Raw genomic sequence first — 21,725 nt, 5'->3', positions numbered from 1 at the left:
TACAGCTCCTAGAAGACGTAGTTCATGACGTTCCAGCCGCTGCCGACTACTGGTTGGCCTTTCCACTTGAAACCGTAGATGCCCCGGGAGCTGAAGCCAGAAGGATCAGCGAGGTACATCGTCAGCTGACCATTGGGGCTGATGCCGTAAACATCGTTGTAGCCATCGCCGTTGAAGTCACCGGCAACCCCAAAACGACTGAGCGCCTCCCAACCCCGCCCAATGACTCCGTCGTAGCCGCTGGGGTGTCCGTATTCAAAGAAGAGTCCGTTGCGCGAAGAGGAACGGACCTGCAGGTCCCCAAACCTGTTGCGGCTCAGGACCACAGCCTCGGGTGTGCCATAGAAATGCCCCGCACCGGCAGAGTCCAAGCCCTCCCAGGCGGAACTGACCTTGCTTGGTGAGAGCCAGCCGCCTCGCCCGTTCCCCGGGTAGAGGAACACGTTGCCTGCTGCATCCTGGGCGAGGATGTCATTGGTGCCGTCGCCGTTTAGGTCGCCGGGTGCGATGAGGTTGACGAAACCCTGCCAGCCCTGACCGATCTGGAAGGCCTGCTTCCAGGCTCCGGCACCATTGCCTTGGTAGAGGAAGAGCCGTCCGTAGCCGTCGCGGCCCATGACGTCCACAGTTCCGTCGCCGTCGAAGTCACCCGGTGACACGAGCAGGTTGTAGATGTGCCAGCCATTGCCGATGACACGCGGAGCCTGCCAATTGCCTCGTCCGTCGGTGGGGTAGAGCAGGAGCCGGCCAGCGGCGTCGCGGGCGAACAGATCGAAGGTGCCGTCGCCGTCGAAGCCCTTGGAGCGGGGTGCCGCTTCGATCGGCATGGCATCCGCCGTTTCGAGGCCGGAGGTTGTTTGAATGGCGGCGGTTTCGGAGGTCGCTGTTGCTGCGGATGCAGGCAGCGCCGAGGCAAGCAGCCCAGCGGCAACCAGTGGAACAGTGAGAAGCGTGAGCAGTCGTCGAGGACTGCGGCGCGCAGGCGCGCGCAGGGCAGGTTTGAAGCCCAAGGATTCCCCCAAGAAAATAAGGCGGCACGGAGACGGCCGAAAGAGATCAATTGGGATGACACTACCGCCTGCAGCGGCGCCGGGATAGAGGGCCCCGTTTATGACGAAGGCCCCGTCCGGATATCTCCGAACGGGGCCCTCAACGAAGTGAAACTAGAACAGGTCGGTGAACCCGCCCCAACCCCAGCCGACCACAGCGCTTCCGGTCCATCCGGCGGCTCCGTTGCCGTAGTAGGCACGCAATTGACCGGAACTGTCGACGGCGAAGACGTCCAGCTTTCCGTCGGCGTTGATATCGCCTGCGCTGCCGATCTTGCTCATGCCGCCCCAACCCCAGCCGACCACTGCCGTGCCGCTCCAGCCACCCGCGCCGTTCCCGCTGTAGAGCCTGAGGTTCCCGGCGGAGTCGCGGCCCAGGACGTCCACGTTGGTGTCGCCGTCGAAGTCGCCAGGAGTGATGAGTGCATCCAACGCGTTCCAACCCTGGCCGATCACCGTTCGTGGCAGCCAGCCGCCGTGTCCGTCGCCGGGGTAGAGGTAGAGGACGCCGTTGGCATCGCGGGCCATGATGTCGTTGTTGCCATCGCTGTTGAAGTCGCCTGGAGCTACGAGGGAGGTGAAGATGTTCCACCCCGTCCCCACCTTGCGGGGACCGTTCCAGCCGCCTGAACCATTGCCGCTGTAGAGGTAGAGGCCACCTGACGAGTCCCGGCCCAGGACGTCGTTGTTGCCATCGCCATCGAAGTCACCCGGAGACAACACGGTGGGGAAGATGTTCCATCCCATGCCTACGGTTCGTGCGGGTTCCCAGGTGTTGTTGGTCCGCGGGTACATGAGAAGGGCGCCGTCGGAGCGTCGGGCGAGCAGCTCGAAGGCACCGCGGCTGGTGAAGCCGTTGGGTCGGTTGGAGGCCGAGATCGGTGCGGTCTCCTCGCTCGCTACTTCCATGTCCTCGCACGGGTAGGCGGCCACGAGGTGCGCGGCGATGGTTTTACCGCGGTCCTCTTCGCCCAGTACGTAGTTGGGCCAGGTGGGATGGTCCGTGGCGACCTCGCCGTCCCTGGTCCAGTAGATCCGGGTGTCGGGGCCGGCTCCGGCACCGCACCCCTTGTAGGCGTAGGGATCCCATGTGACGGTGAGCGTGGAACCGACATAGGGCGCACCGGTGATGACCGGCGGTTCGGGATCCATGGTGGCCATGGCGGGCGCGGGCCCCACAACCATGGCCGCGACGATCGCAGCCACTGTTGCGGCAACCGCTCGACGCACGCCAGACCCCAGGCGTGATGGAGCGTACATTGTGTCCTCCCCAGACTTTATGAAGTTAATGGTACAGCGTCCGGGTTTTTAGAAGATTGCTGTGAACCATCCAAAGCCTGCACCCACGGCCTCGGAGCCCTTCCAGCCCGCACGACCGTCGCTGTAGTACGTCAGCAGGCGGCCCTGCTGATCCACGCCGTAGACGTCGGGGAACCCGTCGCCGTTGAAGTCGCCGGCAGCGCCAACGTACTTGAGTGCGTTCCAGCCAACGCCGATCATCCATGAGCGCGACCATCCGCCTGCGCCATTGCCCGTGTAGACGAACAGGTATCCGTTGCTGTCGCGCGCCAGCAGATCCACATTGCCGTCGCCGTTGAAGTCTCCCGGCGTCACCAAAGCGTTCATCACGTTCCAGCCGGTCCCGACGGCGGTGCGCGGCAGCCAGCCTCCCGCGCCATTGCCGGGGTACAGATAGAGGGCGCCGCCAGGCTCCCTGGCAAGGACGTCGTTGTTGCCGTCACCGTTGAAATCGCCCGGGCCGATGATGGAGTCGAAAATGTTCCAGCCGTTGCCGATGGCACGTGCCGGTTTCCAGCCGCCGGCCCCGTCACCGCTGAAGAGGTAGAGGCCGCCCACGGAATCACGGACGATCATGTCGCTCTTGCCGTCGCCGTCGAAGTCCCCTGGGGAGAAAGCCAGGTTGAAGATGTTGAAGCCGTAGCCCACGGTCCGCGCAGCATCCCACCCTGCGCCGTTGCGGCCATACAGGAGCAGCGATCCGTCAGAGGCCCTGGCAAGCAGCTCGAAGCTCCTGCCGGTGAACCCTGCCGCACGGTTCACGGCGCCGACAGGCCTGGTCTCGGCGCTGTGCAGGGATTCTCCACCGCAAGCGGTCTTGCTGGCAGTAACGTGCACGGCCATCCTGGAGCCGGTGTCGTCCGCCTCCAGGTTGTAGCTCGACGTCGTCTCCCCGGCCACCAGGAATCCGTCCCGGGTCCAGTAGATCGAGTAGTCGGGGCCTTTGCCGCCACCGCAGCCGTAGAAGGTGTAGGGGCCGATATCTGCGGTCAGCTGTTTGCCCACGAAGGCTTGACCGTTGAGCAGGGGATCGGGTCCGTTGCTGGGCGCTGCCGACGCCGATAGGGAACCAAATGCCATGGCCGCCACTGTGGCGGCCAGCAGCGCCGCTGCCATCCGGCGTCGTATTGTCCCCATGCGTTTCCTCCTGCGGGTTTCAAGTCTGCATGAAAGTGTATGCGGGCGGCCCGCTATTTCCGGGAGCGGCGGCCGCCGGGACTCCGGGGGACTCTCAGGGAACGGTCAAGAAGCTCCCGTATCATTGATGCGATCGGCCAGCCGGTGGTCTTCGCGCCGGCCGGCCGCCTCCTTGTCAGCCTGCCAAGAGATCGCCGGAAATGCCCGTAACCAACTCACTGGAACCGTACTCCCTTGACCTGACCACGGGGCTTCCCCGTATGGCTGCCGCGCCCACCACCCCGCGGCAGCAGTTGCGCTATGCCCGCATCCTGAAAACGGCCGCAGGGTTCGCCCAGCGTCAGTTCGATACCTTGAGCCTCTCCGACGTTGCTGCCCGCGCCGATGTCCCGCTTGGAACCCTTTACCGCTACTTCCCCTCCACCTCCCACCTCATGCTCGCCGTCTATAGGCAGCAGCTCAGGGAGCTAATGGAGGGCGTCCACCAGCGCGGCGCCAAGGGTCACGCACTCGCGGGTTTGATGATGGAAATCTTCCATCTCCGGGTGATGCAACCTGGTGTGGAGCACTGCCTGATCCGCCCGGCGGGCAAGGATGACGACACTGCGCAGTTGTTGCGGGAGATCGATGCCCTCTCGGAAGAGGTGGTGGGTTCGCTCAGCAAGGATGCGGGCAAGGACACTGTGAAGGCCAGGATTCTCCTGCACCTGGTCAGCGGCCTGGTCCAGGCCGTACGTTGCCGGAGGTTGTCCCTGTTTGAGGCGGAGAAGGACCTTAAGCGCGCCTGCTCACTCATGACCGGCGAATAGCCACGGCCGAAAAGGTCAAGCAAAGTCGGCGGACGAATGACAACAGCCTCCGGTGGTCTAGACCGGGTGGCGGTCAGAATGCGCTTTTTTGTATGTAGTGGGTCACATTTTGGCGAGGTTGAACGTTTTACTCTCGAATCGTCTCTCTTGGTATTGAATCTTGTACCCTCAACGCTTCCCTAGGCTGGAACTACCGAAGCGGCTAGCAGCCCCCTATCTGCAGAAGCAACGCCGGACCAGCCACCCTTGGTCCGCCACAGCAGTTCTGTTCCTGCCCGAATCATGCCGTGGGTCCACGGCTAGCCTGAGGAGACAAAGACGTGTCCATCGAGACAATTGCAACTGACAACGACGCCCTGGTACTGACCGAAGAAGAGATCTTCGCAGCCCACGAAGGCGGCAAGCTGACGATTTCCAGCACCGTTCCGCTGAACAACAAGCGTGACCTCTCCATCGCTTACACCCCCGGCGTGGCCCAGGTGAGCCGCGCAATCCACGAGGACCCCAAGCTTGCCCGCACCCACACCTGGGCCGAGCGCCTGGTTGTCGTGGTCAGCGACGGCACCGCAGTGCTGGGCCTTGGCAACATCGGCCCCAGCGCCTCCCTGCCGGTGATGGAGGGCAAGTCCGCCCTCTTCAAGTCCTTCGGCGACCTCGACTCCATCCCTTTGGTACTCAACACCACCAATGTGGACGAAATCATTGAGACCTTGGTCCGTCTCCGCCCCAGCTTCGGCGCCGTGAACCTCGAGGACATTTCCGCTCCGCGCTGCTTCGAACTCGAAGAGCGACTCATCGAAGCCCTCGACTGCCCCGTCATGCACGATGACCAGCACGGCACCGCCGTCGTGGTCCTCGCAGCCCTGACCAACGCAGCCAAGGTGACCCAGCGCGAACTCAAGGGCCTGAAGGTTGTTGTCTCCGGTGCAGGTGCCGCAGGCATCGCCATCGCCGAGATCCTCCTTGCTGTCGGCATCGAGGACGTGATCCTGCTCGACTCCAAGGGTGTAGTCAACGCCGACCGTGCCGACCTCGTGGCCGATCCCGCCAGCGTCAAGGCCCGCATGGCCCGGCGCACCAACCCCCGCGGTATCAGCGGCGGTCCCGGCGAGGGACTGACGGGCGCCGATGTGTTCGTGGGCGTTTCCTCCTCCAAGCTGGACGAAGAGCACCTGAAGCTGATGAACGACCAGTCGATCGTCTTCGCCCTGTCTAACCCGGATCCGGAAGTCCTGCCCGAGGTTGCCCGGAAGTACGCGGCCGTTGTTGCCACGGGCCGCAGCGACTTCCCGAACCAGATCAACAACGTCCTGGCCTTCCCCGGCATTTTCCGCGGCGCACTTGATGCCAAGGCCCGCCGGATCACCCCCGCCATGAAGATCGCCGCTGCGAACGCCATCGCTGAGCTGGCAGCCGAGGACCTCTCCGCGGATTACATCGTGCCGAGCCCGCTGGACGCACGCGTTGCACCCGCGGTCACCGCGGCAGTTGCCGCAGCCGTCACCGAATAGCGGCTACTGCGCAAGACCGACGACGGCGACGCCTCCCGCGCCAGGGAGCGTCGCCGTCGTTGTCGTTAAAGGCGCATGGATCAGCGGCCCATAGACTTGGGCCATGAACGCCGAACTCATCGTGACCATCCTGTGCGGCCTGGCCATTGCAGTCGGCGTGGCCGGCACCATCATCCCTGTTCTGCCCGGCAGCATCCTTATCGGCGCGAGCCTGCTGGCGTGGGCCATCTGGGGTGGTGCGGGTCCGGTTGGCTGGGTGATTTTCGCCGTCGGGATGGTCTTTGTGGTTGCCGGGATGGCAGCCAGTGCCGTGCTCACGGGGCGCAAACTGAAACAACACGGCATTCCGAGCAGGTCGGTACTGATCGGGGTTGTCCTGGGTGTCGTGGGCATGTTCGTCATTCCCGTGGTGGGGCTCTTTGTGGGCTTCGCCGTAGGCCTTCTCCTCAGCGAGGTCCAGAGGACCCGCAACTTTCAGGCCGCTGTTCGCTCCAGCGGGGCGGCGCTCAAAGCAACGGGGATCGGCATCCTGGTGGAATTCGGCCTCGCCTGTGCAGCCGCGAGCACGTGGATCATCGGAGTGTGGATCAACGCCGTCAACGGTTAAAACCCCCGCCGAGTTGGCATTAGGTGACAGTTCCAAGCTGGCGGTTTCAGCTTGCTAGTGCAACACCATCGATTAGTTTGGTCAGTCTTTCAGTTGGGGTGTCCCATTGGAGTGTTTGACGCGGTCGGATGTTGAGCAGGTGCTGGGTGTGGGCGAGTTCTTCGTCGCTGACCTGGTTGAAGTTCGTGCCTTTGGGGTGGATATCGCGGACCAGTCCGTTGGTGTTCTCGTTCGTGCCGCGTTGCCAGGGTGAGTGCGGGTCACAGAAGAACAGCTGGCAGCCGGTCGCTACTGTGAACTTGGCGTGTTGAGCCATTTCCGTGCCTTGGTCCCAGGTGATCGTTTTAAGGATCGCCTGGGGCAGGGTGTGGATCATTTTCTGCATGACCTCGATGACCGTCGCGCTGTCCCTGGCTCCCGGCAGCCGGCCCAGCAAAGTGAACCGTGAGGAGCGCTCGACCAAGGTGACGATCCCGGAGTTACCGGGACCCACGACCAAATCACCTTCCCAATGGCCGGGCACGGCCCGGTCCTGGACTTCGGCGGGCCGGTCGCTCAGCCGGGCCCCTTCAAGCCAGGGCCTTACGTTCCTGGCAGGCAGCTTTGATTGGGGCTTACGACCGGTCCGGCCCGAACGTAGGGCCTTCTCCACGGCAAGTTCATGCCGCAAGGCACCCCGGCCCTGCACGTAAAGGGCTTGGTAAATTGACTCGTGGGACACGTGCATCTCCGGCTGCTCGGGGAACGTCTTCTTCAGGTCCGCAGCGCTCTGTTGAGGTGAGAAACGCTGGTTCAAGCGTGCCACGACCTCCTTCCACACCGCCGTTCCCGCAGAGAGCTTCACGGGCCGGTTCCGTCTACGGCGGACCAGTGCCCGGTGTTGGGCAACCCCGGCGTCGTAATAGCGCCGGGCCCAATGCTCGATACTGTGTCGGCGGATCTCCCGGGACACCGTTGATGGATGCACGCCCAACTCCTTGGCGATCTGTCGCATGGAACGCGGCTCCGGCAAGCCCAGACAGGCCTTGATATAAGCCCGGTCCTCCAAAGTCAGCCGCCGGTACCTTCGCTCCTTATCCCGCGAAAGCACCTCCGAAGCCATCGGAAGACGCACGCCACCACCAGGGCCGGAGATAAGTTCCATGCCCGCTAGTTTCGCCCATTGCGACACCGCTTGCCGGGACACCCCAGCCGCGGCAGCACTTCGTCCCGTGTCCTCACCCGCCAGCAAGTGCTCATACGCACACGCACGAACCGACCACGGCAACTTCTTGACCATGACACCCCTCCAACTACAGGGGTGTTGCACTAGCCACCTGAAGACGCCGCTTCAACATCGTCATCTTTTGCCAACTCGGCGATGTTTTTAGCGGAGGGCGGGCGCTCCGGTGGGCGCTCCGGTGGGCACCTTGATTTCCGCCGGACGGAACGTTGCTCCCGCGCCCGGGAACAGTGGGATATCGATCCGGGCGTGCGAGTGGACTTCCCGGATTGTGTCCTTGGTGTGCCGGGCAATCTCGGCCAAGGTGGTGACCCACATGCCGTCCAGGCCCTTGACCCGTTCGATCAGCCGTTCCAAGGCCACGGCGCGGGATGGCCGGCCGGAGATGAACGGGTGATTGGTGAGGACGAAGCAGCTGCCCTGGGAGTGGTGGGCCTCGGCCTCCAAGGTCCACATCTCAAGTGCCTTGGCCGGGCTCTCAATGACGCCACTGCCTGTGACTCCAGGGTAGAAACCGTATTGCTCCCAGTCGTCCAGTGCCCAATCCACGGGGATTTCCACGATGTCCCGCGGGTCGTCCTCGGCGACGGCCATCCGGTAGGGGGCGTCGCCGTCGAGCAGGCTTGAATCGTAGAGGAAGCCACGGTCCGCGAGCAGGGCCGGTGATTGCCAGTTCAACTCCCACCAAGGTGCCCGGTAGCCCACCGGACGGATGCCGGCCACGTTGGCGAGTGCCTCGAGGCCGCGATCCAGGTAGCTGGCTTCGGTGGCGGCATCAATGCCCTGCATTGGTTCGTGCAGATAGCCGTGATGGGCGATTTCGTGCCCGGCATCAGCGATCCTGCGCACCACGTCAGGGTAGCTCTCTGCCGTGAACCCCGGGATGAAGAACGTACCTTGGATGTCCTGTCGATCCAGGATCTGCAGCAATCGGGGAACAGCTATCTTTGGCCCATAAGACTGGTGGCTCATGAGGGACATGCGCCGCGTGCTGGAGGGGTCATGGGCGATGGTGCAGGACTCGGCATCGACGTCGAAGGTGAAGGACGCCGCGGCCTGGAAGCCCTCGGGCCACATGATCGGGTGGAGCGCATCAGCGAAGGCGGGCTGGTTCATGCTGTGGTCCTTTCGGGAACTGAAGGTGCGGCTGGCTGTGTCACTGATACGTGGTTCGAGTCCGCGAGGAGGTACTTTTTGTGTGCGCGGGGGCCCAGGATCGCGTAGGCAGCGGCGCTGGTGAGCCCGCCGGCCAGCCACGAAAGGTCCCAACCGCCCAAGGCGACGGCGATGGGGCCCTGCATGGCGGGAACCAGGCCGTACATGAACAGCCACGTGGAGAAGATGCCCACCAGGAGGGATACGATTCCGGCCCAGTTGATGACGGGAAGCCGGTGGGTGCCGACGCCGTCGAAGAGCCGATCCACCTTCGCCGGCCAGCGCTTCTCAAGCCAGAAGTAGTGCACCAGCATGACTCCGCCCCAAGCGGCAACCCAGGCGACCAGGCCGATCAGCCAGGCGTCGAGCACTGCTGCGAAGTCCTCCTGGAAGATGAAGAACACGACGGCGATGAGCGAGAAGACGCCCACGAACAAGTTCAGCTTGCGGCGGCTGATGTTGATGTCCAAGGCCTGGGTGGCAACGGAGAAGGTGTAGATGTTCAGGATGTTGGTAGCGATGGGGCCGTGCAGCACCATGAGCAGTACGGGGAGGGCAAGGACTCCGAAGTTTTGGACAATCAGCTTGCCGGGATCGATCTCGCCGCTGTTGGTGGCCAAGCTTGCGCCGAGGATGCCCAGCCAGACGACGGGGATGAACTGGCCGAGGACCGAGGCCAGGTAGAGCTTGCGCTTGGGAACCGAGGTGCTGACGAAGCGGGAGTAGTCGGCGGCGTAGGTGAACCAGGTGATGCCCCAGCCGATACCGATGGCGGTCATGACTGCGCTCATGGCGGCGATCCGCTCTGAGCCTTCGAGGATGTTGCCGGCCGGTCCTGCGTAGCCCCAGTCGATCTTCATGCCGAACCAGGCCACGGCGGACATCACGGCCAGGATGATGATGGTGGGCGGAACCGTCCACTTCTCAAAGGCCGCGATGGCTTTGTAGCCGAACCAGGCGATGGCGACCTGCGCGGCCATGATGGCCGTGGCGACGCCGATCTTCCAAGCGTAGTTCTGTGCGTTGGGATCCACCCAGCCGAGGGTTCCGAAGAGCGCCATGACCAGGTCCAGGATGATCCAGGTGTTGACGGCGCACCACCCGATGACCAGAAGTGCCTGGATCGCTGCCGGCAGGTAGTTGCCACGGCGGCCAAAAGCCGCCCGGGCCAGAACCATTCCTGTGGCGCCGGTCTTTTGTCCAAGGAGGACGAAGCATCCGAATAAGAGCATGCCGATCAGGTTTCCCAGGACCAGGACTATCACGGTGTCTGCGAAGCCGAGGCCCAGATGGATGCCCAGTGCACCCAGCACCCAGTTGATAGGGGCAAGGTTGGCGCCGGCCCAGATCCAGAACTGTCCGGAAACCTTGCGGGTGCGGTCTGATTCGGGGATGGGTTGGAGCCAGGCTTCGCTGTCATGGGCCGGCGCCGTTGCTGGCCCAGACTGCGCTGAAGGTGAAGGCGAAGGGGAGAGGTTGTCTTGCATAGGGAGAGCCTCCGTGTGTGAAAGGGACCCTTTCAGCGTATGTGCGCCATATCACAGCAACAAGATAGGATGTGTCTAAACAAATCACCCCAAACCGTACGGAGTGTCATGCCGATTCTGCTGGGCGCGGCTCTGGAGTACCAAAGCCTCAGATCTGCCGAACCGAAGCTGCTCAATGACGTGCCGGAGGCGCTGTCCCGGCCTGTCCGATGGGTGCACTCCAGCGAGGTCCTGGACATCGCTCCGCTCCTCAGCGGCGGCGAACTGCTCCTCAGTGGTGGGCAGGCGCTCGCCGGCGTGACGGCAGAACGGCAGGCTGACTATGTCCGCGACCTCGCGGCCCGGGGAGTCGCTGCACTGGCCCTCGAGACGGGTCCGGCCCTGCCCGAAGTGCCTGCGGCCATGTTGGAGGTCGCCGAGGCTGCCGGATTGCCAGTCATCGAGCTCCGTCAGGTAGTCCCGTTCGTCGGCGTGATGCAGGAAATCAATTCGCTGCTGGTGAGTGAATCCGTAGAGCACCTCCAGCGCGGTGACCAGGCAAGCCATGCCATGGCCGCCGAACTTGCCCACGGCGGCGGACTCGATCAACTCCTCGCTGTGTTGGCCGAAAGGACAGGCGCCAGCGCCAGGCTGGTCTCGCCGTCGGGCCTCACGCTCGGGGCGGCCGGCGGCACCTTTTCGTCCGACGACGACGGCAGCGTCACCGTGGTGGACGTGCCGGTGCGGGGCGTCCTTGCCGCTCGGCTCGAGGTGAAAATGCCCGACGGCGGCGATGCCGGCCTCGCGCGCGTGGCCGGCGAACGGTCCGTGGACATCCTTGGCCTGGCGCTGCTGCAGCGCATGCCTCCGGGATTGAAGGAACTGGCAGGCATCGAGCTCATGCGGGCCATCAATTCCGGAAGCCAGGAGTGGCAGCTGCAACAGCTTGGACCGGCGTCAGGCTTCCCCGTGGATGGTGCAGTGGCCGCCGTCGTGATTCGATCCACCAGCGCGGGACATCTGCGTCCGGCCGTTGACGCGCTGCTCCGCGGCTGCGTCCCGCACAGTGCGAGCTACGCCAATAACGCGGAGCTGATCGCGCTCGCCTCCCTGGGCGGGAGTGCCACCCGGCAGGTGTTGCTGGAAGCGCTGCGGGCACTCGACGTGCCATCAGGGTCCGTGGTGGCTGTGGGCCCGACGGGCAGGGGTATTTCCGAAGCGCCGTGGTCATTGGCTGAAGCACGGAGAGCCTTCGACCTCGATACGACTGGACGCGGAGTGGTGGATGCAGAAACCCTCGCCGTTGAACTCCTGGCTGGCGAATCCCTGGACCCGGCCACCCGCGAGGGGTTTGTGCAGCGGCAGTTGGGTGCCGTCGTCGAGCATGACCGCCTGAAGAAGTCCGAACTGATGCGGACCTTGGCTGTCTGGTTGGATACGGGCTGCAACACGGCCCAGGCCGCCCGGGAATTGCACCTGGAGCGGCAGTCCTTGCACCACCGTCTTCAGCGGATCTTTGAGCTGTGCGGAGGAGATCCCCGGGGATCGGGGCGGCTTGCAGCGTTGCATTTGGCTACCCGGTTGGAGCGGCTGTAGCTCCTTAAACACCAATTCGCGGGTCCACTGACCACTTCGCCGTTGCGGAACGGCGAACGTGCAGCGGACCCGCGATCTCGGCGCAACAAGGCCCTACTTCAACACAATCGTCCTATTCCCATTCAGGATGATCCGCCCCTCGCAGTGCCAACGAACGGCGTTGCTGAGGGCCTTGCATTCGGTGTCCCGACCGGCGGCTACGAGATCGTCCGGCCCGAACGTGTGGTCCACCTCCACTACCTGCTGGGCGATGATGGGTCCTTCATCCAGCTCGCCGTTCACGTAATGGGCGGTGGCACCCACGGTTTTCACGCCACGCGCGTATGCCTGGTGGTAGGGCTTGGCGCCCTTGAAGCTCGGCAGGAACGAGTGGTGGATGTTGATCGCCCGGCCGTCGAGCTTCCGGGCGAGGTCGTCGCTGAGGACCTGCATGTAGCGGGCCAGCACAATGAGTTCCACGTCGAGTTCGTCGATGATTTCCAGCAGGCGCCCCTCGGCGGCGGGCTTGGTGGCGGCCGTGACCGGAACGTGGAAGAACGGGATTCCGTGCCACTCGGCCAGACCCTGGTGGTCGGTGTGGTTTGAAACAACGCCCACCACGTCGATGGGCAGCTCACCGATCCGCGCCCTGAACAGGAGGTCGTTCAGGCAGTGCCCGAATTTGGAGACCATGATCAAAACCCGGCGCTTGGAACCCTGGCGCTCAAGCTGCCAGTTCATGGAGTATTTTTCTCCCACCGGGCAGAAAGCGGTACGCAGGGTGTCCAGCGTGGACTCGTCGCCGGAGGATGCGAAGTGCACCCGCATGAAGAAGTGGCCCTCGGCGCGATCACCGAACTGCTTGTTGTCGATGATGTCGCAGCCATTTTCCAGCAGGAAGCTTGATACCGCGTGGACGATCCCGGGTCCTTCGGGGCAGTCCAAGGTGAGGACGTGTTCAACGGTGGTCTCGGAAGAAACAGCGGCGGTTTCGGTTTGGATGGCAGTCATGGTCAGCACTCCACTACGTTGACGGCGAGGCCTCCACGGGAGGTCTCTTTGTACTTGGATTTCATGTCCGCGCCTGTCTCGCGCATGGTCTTAATGGCCTTGTCCAGCGATACCTTGTGGCTGCCGTCGCCATGCAGGGCAAGGCGGGCGGCGTTGATTGCCTTGACGCTGGCAATCGCGTTGCGTTCGATGCAGGGGATCTGCACCAGTCCGCCCACGGGGTCGCAGGTGAGGCCCAGGTTGTGCTCAATGCCCACTTCAGCGGCGTTTTCAACCTGCTCCGGCGTTCCGCCGAGGACTTCGCAGAGCCCGGCAGCAGCCATGGAGCAGGCAGAACCCACCTCGCCTTGGCAGCCCACTTCGGCGCCGGAAATGGATGCGTTGATTTTGAACAGGATCCCGACGGCGGCCGCCGCGAGCAGGAAGCGCACGACACCGTCGTCGTTCGCTCCCGGAACAAACTTTGTGTAATAGTGCAGCACCGCAGGCACAATGCCGGCCGCGCCGTTGGTGGGGGCGGTGACAATCCTGCCGCCCGCGGCGTTCTCCTCATTCACGGCCAGGGCGAACAGGTTCACCCATTCCATGGCGAGGAGAGGGTCCGAGGGATTGGATGCAGCCCCGTCGGCCTTGTTTGCGGCGTCGGTGGCGGCGAGCGTCTTGAACAACGACGGCGCCCGTCGCCTGACCTTCAAGCCTCCAGGCAGGATGCCCTCGGCGGAGCAGCCGTTGTCCACGCATTCCTGCATGACGGCCCAGATTCCCAGCAGCTTTTCGCGGAGTTCTTCCTCTGAGCGCCACACGAGCTCGTTGGCCAGCATGATGTCGGAGATGGACTTGCCTTCGCGCACGCAGATGGCCAGCAGTTCATCAGCGGTGGTGAAGGGGTACGGAAGCACGGTGTCGTCCGCTACGACTTTGTCGGCCCCGGAGGCGTCCCCGTCCACCACGAAGCCGCCGCCGATGGAGTAGTAGCTGCGCTCCCGCAGCACTGCCCCGGTGTGGTCCAGTGCGCGGAACGTCATGCCGTTGGGGTGTGCCGGAAGCGACTTACGGCGGTGCAGGACCACGTCCTCGTCCCAGTTGAAATCCACCCGGTGGTTCCCGCCCAGGCGCAGTTCGGCGTCGAGCGCGGCGGCGGCAACCTGATCGTCAGCCGTGGCAGTGTCCACAGTTTCGGGGGAGTGGCCCTGCAGTCCAAGCACCACGGCCTTGTCGGAACCGTGGCCCCGGCCGGTGGCGCCCAGGGAGCCGAAAAGCTCAGCTTGGACGCGCACCGTGGCCGGGAGCTGGCCGGATGATTCAAGACCATCCGTGAACTGCTTCGCCGCACGCATCGGGCCCACCGTGTGTGACGATGACGGCCCGATGCCCACAGAAAACAGATCAAGCACACTCAGTGCCATTACGGGACCTCAGGAGAAGCGTATTCACGCATGGCATCCAGGAGCCAACGTCCCAGGAAATCGGCAAAGGACGCCCGGGGAAAGATCCGGTAGCTCTCATCCGAGGTCTTCCAGAGCATCACCGGGATGTGGGCAAGTTCGGTGGAGACAGCCGTGCCGGCCTTGAACACCCGGGGGTGCAGGTCCAGCGAGCACGTCTTCTCCAGCACTGCGCGGGCATGGCTGCCGGTGAGCTCAAACGTGGTGCGGTTGGCGGACAGATCCACCACCTGGCCGGCGTCGCTTCCCAGGGCCGTGGTCAGGTCGCTGACCAGGGAACCGCCGAGGGAGTCGTGGGCTTCTTCCGGCGCGACCACCAGGAACTCGGTGGGCCCGAGCCACAAGGTGTTGACGGAGCCCTTGTCCGCAACAGCGGCGCCCGTCACCTCACCGCAAGCGGCGGGCAAGCCGCCGGTCACGGACGCAACGCGGGCACCGGCGTCGGACGTTCGGTCAACCCGGATCCCCACCATGGCCTGGTACGGGATTTCGGTGAGCGTCACCGTGCCCGGCACCGAGCCGGAGGTGAAGGCGTCAGCTAGGTGCTCGGCGGGGCTGCGGCGGGCGCCCCGTACGCGGTTGACGGTTTCTGATGGTGTTGCTGTTTCAGCCATCTTTGCGGGTCCCTTCAGCATCGAAAAGTACGGTTTCGCCAACAACCACGTCCACCAATTGGTCTCCCAGCGAGGCCACGAGGGTCTCGCCGATGCGGTTGCGGCCGTTCTGGATGAGCGCCAGGGCGAAGGAGCGGCCCAGGGCGGCGCTGTGGTAACTGGACGTTACGAAGCCTTCCATGGGGACAGGTCCGTTTGCCGGGTTGACCGGGATGCCCTTCTCCACCAGCTGCGTGCCTTCGGGCAACCGCAGCGCGTGGTCCACAGGGAGGACGCTCACCAGGTGTTTGCGGTCCTCGCGGCTGGCGTCTTCCCGGAGGTAGGAGCGTTTGCCGATGAAGTCCTTGGCTTTGGAAACGATCCAGTCCATGCCGGCGTCCTGCGGGGTGACCGTGCCGTCGGTGTCCTGCCCGACGATCGGGTAGCCCTTCTCGGCGCGGAGCACGTGCATGGTTTCGGTGCCGTACGGGGTGATGTTGAACTCTGCACCTGCGGCAGCGACTGCTTCCCAGGTGTTGAGTCCGTACCAGGAGGGCACGTTGATTTCGTACGCCAGTTCGCCGGAGAAGGAGATGCGGCAAACGCGTGCCTGCACTCCTGAGGCCAGCGTGGTCTCGCGGAAGGTCATGAACGGGAAGGCCTCAGCATCCAGGCCGCCGTTTTCGGCCAGCTGCGGTGCAACCTTGGCGAGCACGGCGCGGGACTTCGGTCCGACGACGGCGATGGTGCTCCACTGCTCCGTGACGGAGGTGAAAACAACGTCAAGGTCCGGCCATTCAGTCTGGTGCCATTCCTCCAGCCAGTCGAGGACCTTCGCTGCGCCGCCCGTGGTGGTGGTCATGAAGTAGCGGTCATCGTCCAGGCGGAGGGTCACGCCGTCATCGAAGATCATGCCGTCGAGGGTGCACATGACGCCGTAGCGGGCCGAACCCGGGGCGAGCTTCTTGAACGCGTTGGTGTAGACGCGGTTCAGGAACTCGCCCGCGTCCTTGCCGCGGATCTCGATCTTGCCCAGCGTGGTGGCGTCCATGAACCCCACGGAATCGCGGACCGCCGCGCATTCGCGCAAGACTGCCGTATCCATGTCTTCACTGCCCTGCGGGTAGTACCAGGGGCGCTTCCACTGTCCAACGTCTTCGAACAGGGCGCCCTGGGCAACGTGCCAGGGGTGGATGGACGTGACCCGGGCGGGGTCGAAGAGCTCGCCGCGCTGGCGTCCGGCCAGGGCTGCGAAAGCCACGGGCGTGAACGGCGCACGATAGGCGGTGGTGCCGATTTCGCCGACTCCCGGAACGCTCTCCGCGCCGCCGAACTTCAACGCGGCGGCGATGACGCCGATTGCGTTGACGCCGGAGGTCTTGCCCTGATCGTTGGCGGTGCTGATGGACGTGTACCGCTTCACGTGCTCCACCGAGCGCATGCCGGCACCGGTGGAGCGGAGGACGTCCGCCACGGACTGGTCGCGCTGGAAATCGACGAAGTGGTGGTGCCATTCGCCGGGCTCACCGGACTGGCCGGGAACCAGCCACAGCTGGCGGCTCGGTGCGCTTGCCACAGGGGCCTGCAGTTCCACCGGGGTGGTTGCGGATTCGAAACCGGCGGCAATGGATGCTGCTGCTCCGGCCGAGATTCCTTCAGCCAGGCAATCCTGCAATTCGTAGCTGCCACGTCCTGCGCCGACAACCTGCTGGTCACGGACCGGGGCTGCGGGGATGAAGGCGGCAAGTTCGTCGTCCCAGCGCAGCTTGCCCTGGCGCTGGCTGTGGAGGTGGACCACCGGGCTCCAGCCGCCGGAAACGGCGAGCAGATCGGCAGCCAACTGTTCGACGCCCGAGGTGAGTTCGCCGTCGTCGTTGATGCTCCGGACGGTGACGCCGTTCAGGCGGCCGTTCTCATCCGCGGACGTGTCGGCCACGGCGCTGCCGATGAGGACCCGGATACCGGACTCGACGGCGGCGGCTGCTTTCGCGCTGATCTGCGGACGGGCGTCGACGACGGCGGCAACCGCCACGCCTGCTGCCTTCAGGTCCGCGGCGAGTGCGTAAGCGGAGTCGTTGGTGGTGCTGATGACGACGCGCGAACCGGCGGCCACAGCGTAGCGGTTCAGGTAGGTGCGGGCAGCAGAGGCGAGCATGATGCCGGGGCGGTCGTTGTTCTCGAAGACCAACGGACGCTCGTGGGCACCGGGGGCCAGGACAACCTGCTTGGCACGGATGTGCCAAATACGCTGGCGGGAGACGCCTGATGCGGCCGGGACGCTCAGGTGGTCCGTGCGGTTCTGGGCCGCGATGAAGTAGTTGGAGTCGTAGGAGCCGAAGGCGGTGGTGCGGTTCAGCACCGTGCACTCTGCTGCCGAAACCAGTTCAGCTTCAACATCGGCAACCCATTCGAGGGCCGGCTTGCCTTCGATCTGCTCGGCAAGCTCTGGCGTGGTGGAACCGGAGAGCAGCGAGCCCCCGAGTTCGGGCTGGTCGTCGATCAGGATGACGCGGGCGCCGGTGCGGACAGCCTCGCGGGCTGCTGCCAATCCGGCGATACCGCCGCCGACCACCAGGACATCCGTGTGGACGTACTTCTTGTCGTACTCGGCCTTGTCCTCGTTGGGGTCAAGTTTGCCCAGGCCGGAAAGGAGTTCGATGTTCATACCGTCCACCAGCGAAACCGCGGTGGCAGGGAGCATGGATTCGGCAACGTGGCCGGGGAAGCGCGGAGCGATCTTCACCAGGGCGTTGGACTCTTCCACGCCGCCGGCCATGATGCCGCGGGGGCGGTCCTCGTAAAGGGAGTTGCCTGCATTGATGTGGCCGTTGGCCAGCAGCGCGGAGGCGATGGTGTCACCCGGGTGGCCGGTGAATTCCCGGCCGTCCACGGTGAAGCGCCAAGCGATGCTGCGATCGATGCGTCCGCCGGTGGCGAGGCGTGCGTTCTTGCTGGTCACTTTCAGACTCCTTCCGAGGTGGTGGGGGCGGTGGCTGTGCCGGGGGCGAGGCCTGGTTCGCCGGCCTGGCCGTAAGCGCCGCTCTGGGTGAATTCGCCTGGCTTCTCCGGTGCGGCCTTGGGGCTCGACGCGGTGATATCGGGTCGGGGTTGGCCCATTGCGTAGATGGAGTGGATTTCGTAGCTCACGGTGTCGCGGAGCATGTTGAACCACTGCCGGCAGCCCGTGCTGTGCACCCAGCGTTCAGCGAAAGTGCCCTTGGTGTTCTCGCGGTAGAACAGGTACTCGGCCCATTCGCGGTCGCTGAGGTCGTTCGGGTTTTCGGGGTAGGCGATGTGCGCCTGGCCGCCGTAATGGAATTCGGTTTCATCGCGTGGCCCGCAGTTGGGGCATGAAATGAGGAGCATGTCTTTCCTGTCCTGTCCTGGCTAGTGGGCCACGGCTGCTGCGCCGTGTTCGTCGATGAGTGCACCGGTCTCGAAGCGTTCCAGCGCGAAAGGCTTGTTCAGCTGGTGCGGAGCACCCGTGGCGATGGTGTGGGCGAAAGTCAGGCCGGCAGCAGGGGTTCCCTTGAAGCCACCGGTTCCCCAGCCACAGTTGACGAACATGTTCTCTACCGGGGTGAGCCCGACGATCGGCGAAGCATCCAGTGTGGTGTCCACAATTCCGCCCCAGGTGCGGAGCACATGGGCCCGGGCGAAGATCGGGAAGAGCTCAACAGCTGCTGCCATCTGCTCCTCGATCACGTGGAACGAGCCGCGCTGGCCGTAGCCGTTGTAGGAGTCGACGCCGGCGCCCATCACCAGTTCGCCCTTGTGGGCCTGGGAGACGTAGACGTGGACGTGGTTGGACATGACCACCGTGGGGTGGACAGGCTCGTGCAGTTCCGACACCAGGGCCTGCAACGGGTGCGACTGGATCGGCAGGCGGAAACCGGCCATTTCGGCCAGCACGGAGCTGTGGCCGGCAGCGCAGAGGCCCACCTTTTCGGTGTTGATGGTGCCGCGCGTGGTCTGGACACCGGTGACCTTGTTGCCGTCCTTGATGAAGCCGGTGACTTCGCAGTTCTGGATGATGTCCACACCGAGTTCATCGCACTTCCGGGCGAAGGCCCAGGCGACGTGGTCGTGCTTCGCGATGCCTGCACGCGGCTGGTACGTGGCGCCCATGACCGGGTAGCGGATGTTGTCGCTGGTGTTAAGGATGGGGCAGAGTTCCTTGACCTGGTCCGGTTCAAGCCACTCGGCGTCCACGCCGTTGAGCCGGTTGGCACCCACGCGGCGCATGCTCTCGCGGACATCGCCCAAAGTGTGGGCGAGGTTCATGACGCCGCGCTGGCTGAACAGGAAGTCGTACTCCAGCTCTTCGGGCAGGATTTCCCAGAGCTTGAGGGCGTGCTCGTAGATGGCAGCGCTCTCGTCCCAGAGGTAGTTGGAACGGATGATCGTGGTGTTGCGGGCCATGTTGCCACCGGCCAGCCAGCCCTTTTCCAGGATGGCGATGTTGGTCATGCCGTGGTTCTTGGCCAGGAAGTACGCGGTGGCCAAGCCGTGTCCACCGCCGCCTACGATCACGGCGTCGTAGCTCTTCTTCGGATTCGGGTTGCGCCAGAGGAAGTCCGGGTGCTCGGGGAGGTGGTCTGCACTCACTGGGCTGCTCCAATCAGTTCTGCTTCGGTTCCGGCGCCGTTTCCGGCCGTGGAAAGGTTGGGGTAGAGGGGCAGCTTGTCTGCCAGTGCGGTCACGCGGTTGCGCAGTTCGACGGCGGTCGCGTCGTCCAGGGTGCCGGTCGCCGCTGCGGCGATCAACGCCGTTGCAATAATGTCCGAGACCTCCGTGAACTCTTCGGCTCCGAAGCCGCGGGCCGCGAGTGCCGGGGTGCCGATGCGGAGTCCGGAGGAGACCATCGGCGGGCGGGGGTCGAACGGGACGGCGTTGCGGTTGACCGTGATGCCGATCCGGTGGAGGGTGTCCTCGGCCTGCTGTCCGTTGAGTTCGGAGTTGCGGAGGTCGGCGAGGACCAGGTGAACATCGGTTCCGCCGCTGACGACGGAGATACCGGCCGCGGCGACGTCGTCCTGGAGGAGGCGCTGGGCCAGGATCTTGGAGCCTTCCAGCACGCGGGCCTGGCGCTCCTGGAATTCCGGTTCCGCAGCCATCTTGAAGGCCACAGCCTTGGCGGCGATGACGTGTTCCAGCGGGCCGCCCTGCTGGCCCGGGAAGACAGCCGAGTTGACCTTCTTGGCGATGTCGGCGTCGTTGGTCAGGATCACGCCGCCGCGCGGGCCGCCGAGGGTCTTGTGCGTGGTGCTGGTGACGATGTGCGCGTGCGGCACGGGGCTCGGGTGGAGCCCGGCTGCCACCAGGCCGGCGAAGTGGGCCATGTCCACCATGAGGTACGCGCCCACCAGGTCCGCGATGCGGCGGAACTCGGCGAAGTCGACGTGGCGGGAGTAGGCGGACCAGCCGGCGACGATGAGCTGGGGCTTGTTCTCAAGCGCGAGGCGCTCAACCTCTGCCATGTCGATGGTGTGGGTGTCCTCGCGGACGCCGTACGGGACCACGTTGTAGAGCTTGCCGGAGAAGTTGATGCGCATGCCGTGGGTCAGGTGGCCGCCGTGGGCGAGGTTCAGGCCCATGATGGTGTCGCCTGCGTTGATCAGGGCGTGCATTGCCGAAGCGTTGGCCTGCGCGCCGGAGTGCGGCTGGACATTGGCGAATCCGGCGCCAAAGAGGGACTTCAGGCGGTCGATGGCAAGCTGTTCGATCACATCAACGTGTTCGCAGCCGCCGTAGTAGCGCTTGCCCGGGTAGCCTTCGGCGTACTTGTTGGTCAGCACTGAGCCCTGGGCTTCCATGACAGCCGTAGGGGCGAAGTTTTCAGAGGCGATCATTTCCAGCGTGGACTGCTGGCGGATGAGTTCCTGGGCGATCGCCTGATCAACCTCCGGGTCCGCCTGTGCGAGCGGGCGGATCAGGGGTTCAACCATGGTGTTCTCCTTTGACGATTGTCTAGTGGCCGACTGTTGGGCAACTGATATATTAGAACTGTTGCCATAGTATGTTGAAGATCACATGGTCGTCAACAGGTCTGCGGCAACTCGTCCGACAGACTGGGATTGCGACAACGGGAGAGAGCCATGACCACAGCTTTGGAAGCACTGGAATCAGCTCCGCAGGGTACGTCCCTCGCGGAGAACGCCTACCTGCTGCTGCGTGACAGGCTCATCATGCTGGACATCAAGCCTGGCGATCCCATCAATGACGGCCAGATCGCGGCCGAACTCGGCATCGGCCGCACCCCTGTCCGCGAGGCCATCAAGCGCCTGGAGAGCGACCACCTTGTGGTTTCCTACCCCCGGCGCGGAACGTTCGCCACCGGAGTGGACATCACCCAACTCGCTGAAGTCTCCGAAATACGCGAACTCCTGGAGCCCCTGGCATCCCGCAAGGCCGCACGCATGGCAAGCCCCGCAATGCGCGACGAACTCCGCGCCGTAGCTGCCGCCATCCGGGACCTCGAGGGGCAGGATGCTTCCTCGACCGAACTTATGCGCTACGACATCCAGGTCCACCGGCTCATCTACAAAGCCTCGGCCAATGCGCACCTCGAGGACGTCCTCATCAGGTACGACAACCTCGCAACCCGCATCTGGTGCCACATGCTCGAGAAGATGCCCTCCGTCTCCGGCCACATCTCCGAGCACGCCGACCTCCTCACCGCCATCGCCGACGGCGACGAAAATCTCGCCGCCGAGCTGGCCCTGAATCACGTGGTCAGCTTCGAAGAGACCATCCGCAAGGTCCTCTGACCCTCACTCACATCCCGCGTGCTTGGCGCGGACGCTTGCTCACGTTCCGCGTGCTTGAGCTGGTCGCTTCCTCACG

General features: G+C 64.3%; 18 protein-coding genes. 5 read left to right on the top strand and 13 right to left on the bottom strand.

Going from position 1 to position 21,725, the window contains the following annotated elements; genetic code table 11:
- Nucleotides 1-8: 8 nt before the first annotated feature.
- From PYR64_RS17820 to PYR64_RS17810, 3 genes are all read right to left on the bottom strand, one after another.
- Nucleotides 9-1,010 (bottom strand): VCBS repeat-containing protein, encoded by a 1,002-nt coding sequence (locus PYR64_RS17820; protein ID WP_235503062.1) that lies wholly within the window; start codon nt 1,008-1,010, stop codon nt 9-11.
- A 153-nt stretch (nt 1,011-1,163) separates the two neighbouring features.
- Nucleotides 1,164-2,309, bottom strand: coding sequence for an FG-GAP-like repeat-containing protein (locus PYR64_RS17815; RefSeq protein ID WP_039243279.1), 1,146 nt, complete (start codon nt 2,307-2,309; stop codon nt 1,164-1,166).
- A 48-nt stretch (nt 2,310-2,357) separates the two neighbouring features.
- Nucleotides 2,358-3,485, bottom strand: coding sequence for a VCBS repeat-containing protein (locus tag PYR64_RS17810; protein ID WP_275776753.1), 1,128 nt, complete (start codon nt 3,483-3,485; stop codon nt 2,358-2,360).
- Between the two features lie 200 nt (nt 3,486-3,685).
- On the opposite strand from PYR64_RS17810, the gene PYR64_RS17805 reads away from it, so the two are divergent.
- The 3 genes from PYR64_RS17805 to PYR64_RS17795 all read left to right on the top strand — a co-directional run bounded on the left by PYR64_RS17805 (nt 3,686) and on the right by PYR64_RS17795 (nt 6,412).
- Complete coding sequence (locus PYR64_RS17805; RefSeq protein WP_018780171.1) at nt 3,686-4,294, top strand: TetR/AcrR family transcriptional regulator; 609 nt, start codon at nt 3,686-3,688, stop codon at nt 4,292-4,294.
- Nucleotides 4,295-4,614: 320 nt separating this feature from the next.
- Nucleotides 4,615-5,805: an NADP-dependent malic enzyme gene (locus tag PYR64_RS17800; protein ID WP_018780170.1), complete on the top strand. Its 1,191-nt coding sequence runs from the start codon at nt 4,615-4,617 to the stop codon at nt 5,803-5,805.
- A gap of 103 nt (nt 5,806-5,908) precedes the next feature.
- Entirely contained in the window at nt 5,909-6,412 is a 504-nt protein-coding gene (locus tag PYR64_RS17795; RefSeq protein WP_018780169.1) for a DUF456 domain-containing protein, read from the top strand.
- Between the two features lie 46 nt (nt 6,413-6,458).
- On the opposite strand, the gene PYR64_RS17790 is transcribed toward PYR64_RS17795, so the two are convergent.
- The 3 genes from PYR64_RS17790 to PYR64_RS17780 form a co-directional block, all read right to left on the bottom strand.
- Nucleotides 6,459-7,514, bottom strand: a complete 1,056-nt coding sequence (locus tag PYR64_RS17790) for an IS30 family transposase (RefSeq protein WP_227453710.1) — start codon at nt 7,512-7,514, stop codon at nt 6,459-6,461.
- Between the two features lie 264 nt (nt 7,515-7,778).
- Nucleotides 7,779-8,750 (bottom strand): polysaccharide deacetylase, encoded by a 972-nt coding sequence (locus PYR64_RS17785; RefSeq protein ID WP_018780326.1) that lies wholly within the window; start codon nt 8,748-8,750, stop codon nt 7,779-7,781.
- On the bottom strand, nt 8,747-10,276 hold the full coding sequence (locus PYR64_RS17780) for a cytosine permease (protein WP_018780325.1): 1,530 nt from the start codon (nt 10,274-10,276) through the stop codon (nt 8,747-8,749). The genes PYR64_RS17785 and PYR64_RS17780 overlap by 4 nt, the downstream gene beginning before the upstream one ends.
- Before the next feature lie 108 nt (nt 10,277-10,384).
- On the opposite strand from PYR64_RS17780, the gene PYR64_RS17775 reads away from it, so the two are divergent.
- The gene (locus PYR64_RS17775) at nt 10,385-11,851 is read left to right on the top strand and encodes a PucR family transcriptional regulator (RefSeq protein ID WP_018780324.1); all 1,467 of its coding nucleotides are present in this window, start codon (nt 10,385-10,387) and stop codon (nt 11,849-11,851) included.
- 93 nt (nt 11,852-11,944) lie between these two features.
- Here the strand turns inward: PYR64_RS17775 and purU are convergent, their stop codons facing one another.
- Genes purU through glyA form a run of 7 tightly spaced genes read right to left on the bottom strand, consistent with a single transcriptional unit; the run spans nt 11,945 to nt 20,827 of the window.
- Nucleotides 11,945-12,841, bottom strand: a complete 897-nt coding sequence (gene purU, locus PYR64_RS17770; protein ID WP_026267513.1) for a formyltetrahydrofolate deformylase — start codon at nt 12,839-12,841, stop codon at nt 11,945-11,947.
- 2 nt (nt 12,842-12,843) lie between these two features.
- The gene (locus PYR64_RS17765; RefSeq protein WP_018780322.1) at nt 12,844-14,247 is read right to left on the bottom strand and encodes an L-serine ammonia-lyase; all 1,404 of its coding nucleotides are present in this window, start codon (nt 14,245-14,247) and stop codon (nt 12,844-12,846) included.
- Nucleotides 14,247-14,900, bottom strand: coding sequence for a sarcosine oxidase subunit gamma family protein (locus PYR64_RS17760; RefSeq protein WP_039243270.1), 654 nt, complete (start codon nt 14,898-14,900; stop codon nt 14,247-14,249). The genes PYR64_RS17765 and PYR64_RS17760 overlap by 1 nt, the downstream gene beginning before the upstream one ends.
- Nucleotides 14,893-17,838: a sarcosine oxidase subunit alpha family protein gene (locus PYR64_RS17755; RefSeq protein WP_275776744.1), complete on the bottom strand. Its 2,946-nt coding sequence runs from the start codon at nt 17,836-17,838 to the stop codon at nt 14,893-14,895. The genes PYR64_RS17760 and PYR64_RS17755 overlap by 8 nt, the downstream gene beginning before the upstream one ends.
- A gap of 2 nt (nt 17,839-17,840) precedes the next feature.
- Nucleotides 17,841-18,245 (bottom strand): sarcosine oxidase subunit delta, encoded by a 405-nt coding sequence (locus tag PYR64_RS17750; protein WP_018780319.1) that lies wholly within the window; start codon nt 18,243-18,245, stop codon nt 17,841-17,843.
- Between the two features lie 21 nt (nt 18,246-18,266).
- Nucleotides 18,267-19,487, bottom strand: a complete 1,221-nt coding sequence (locus tag PYR64_RS17745) for a sarcosine oxidase subunit beta family protein (RefSeq protein WP_275776741.1) — start codon at nt 19,485-19,487, stop codon at nt 18,267-18,269.
- A complete protein-coding gene (gene glyA / locus PYR64_RS17740; RefSeq protein ID WP_018780317.1) occupies nt 19,484-20,827 on the bottom strand; it encodes a serine hydroxymethyltransferase in 1,344 nt (447 codons plus the stop codon). The genes PYR64_RS17745 and glyA overlap by 4 nt, the downstream gene beginning before the upstream one ends.
- Nucleotides 20,828-20,977: 150 nt before the next feature.
- Between glyA and PYR64_RS17735 the strand changes: the two genes are divergently transcribed.
- Nucleotides 20,978-21,649, top strand: coding sequence for a GntR family transcriptional regulator (locus PYR64_RS17735; protein ID WP_018780316.1), 672 nt, complete (start codon nt 20,978-20,980; stop codon nt 21,647-21,649).
- Nucleotides 21,650-21,725 lie beyond the last annotated feature (76 nt).

This window comes from Paenarthrobacter sp. Y-19 (assembly GCF_029223985.1).
GTDB classification, from domain to species: domain Bacteria; phylum Actinomycetota; class Actinomycetes; order Actinomycetales; family Micrococcaceae; genus Arthrobacter; species Arthrobacter nicotinovorans.
The sequence above is the reverse complement of the archived record's forward strand: the minus strand, read 5'-3'. Positions and strand labels throughout refer to the sequence as shown.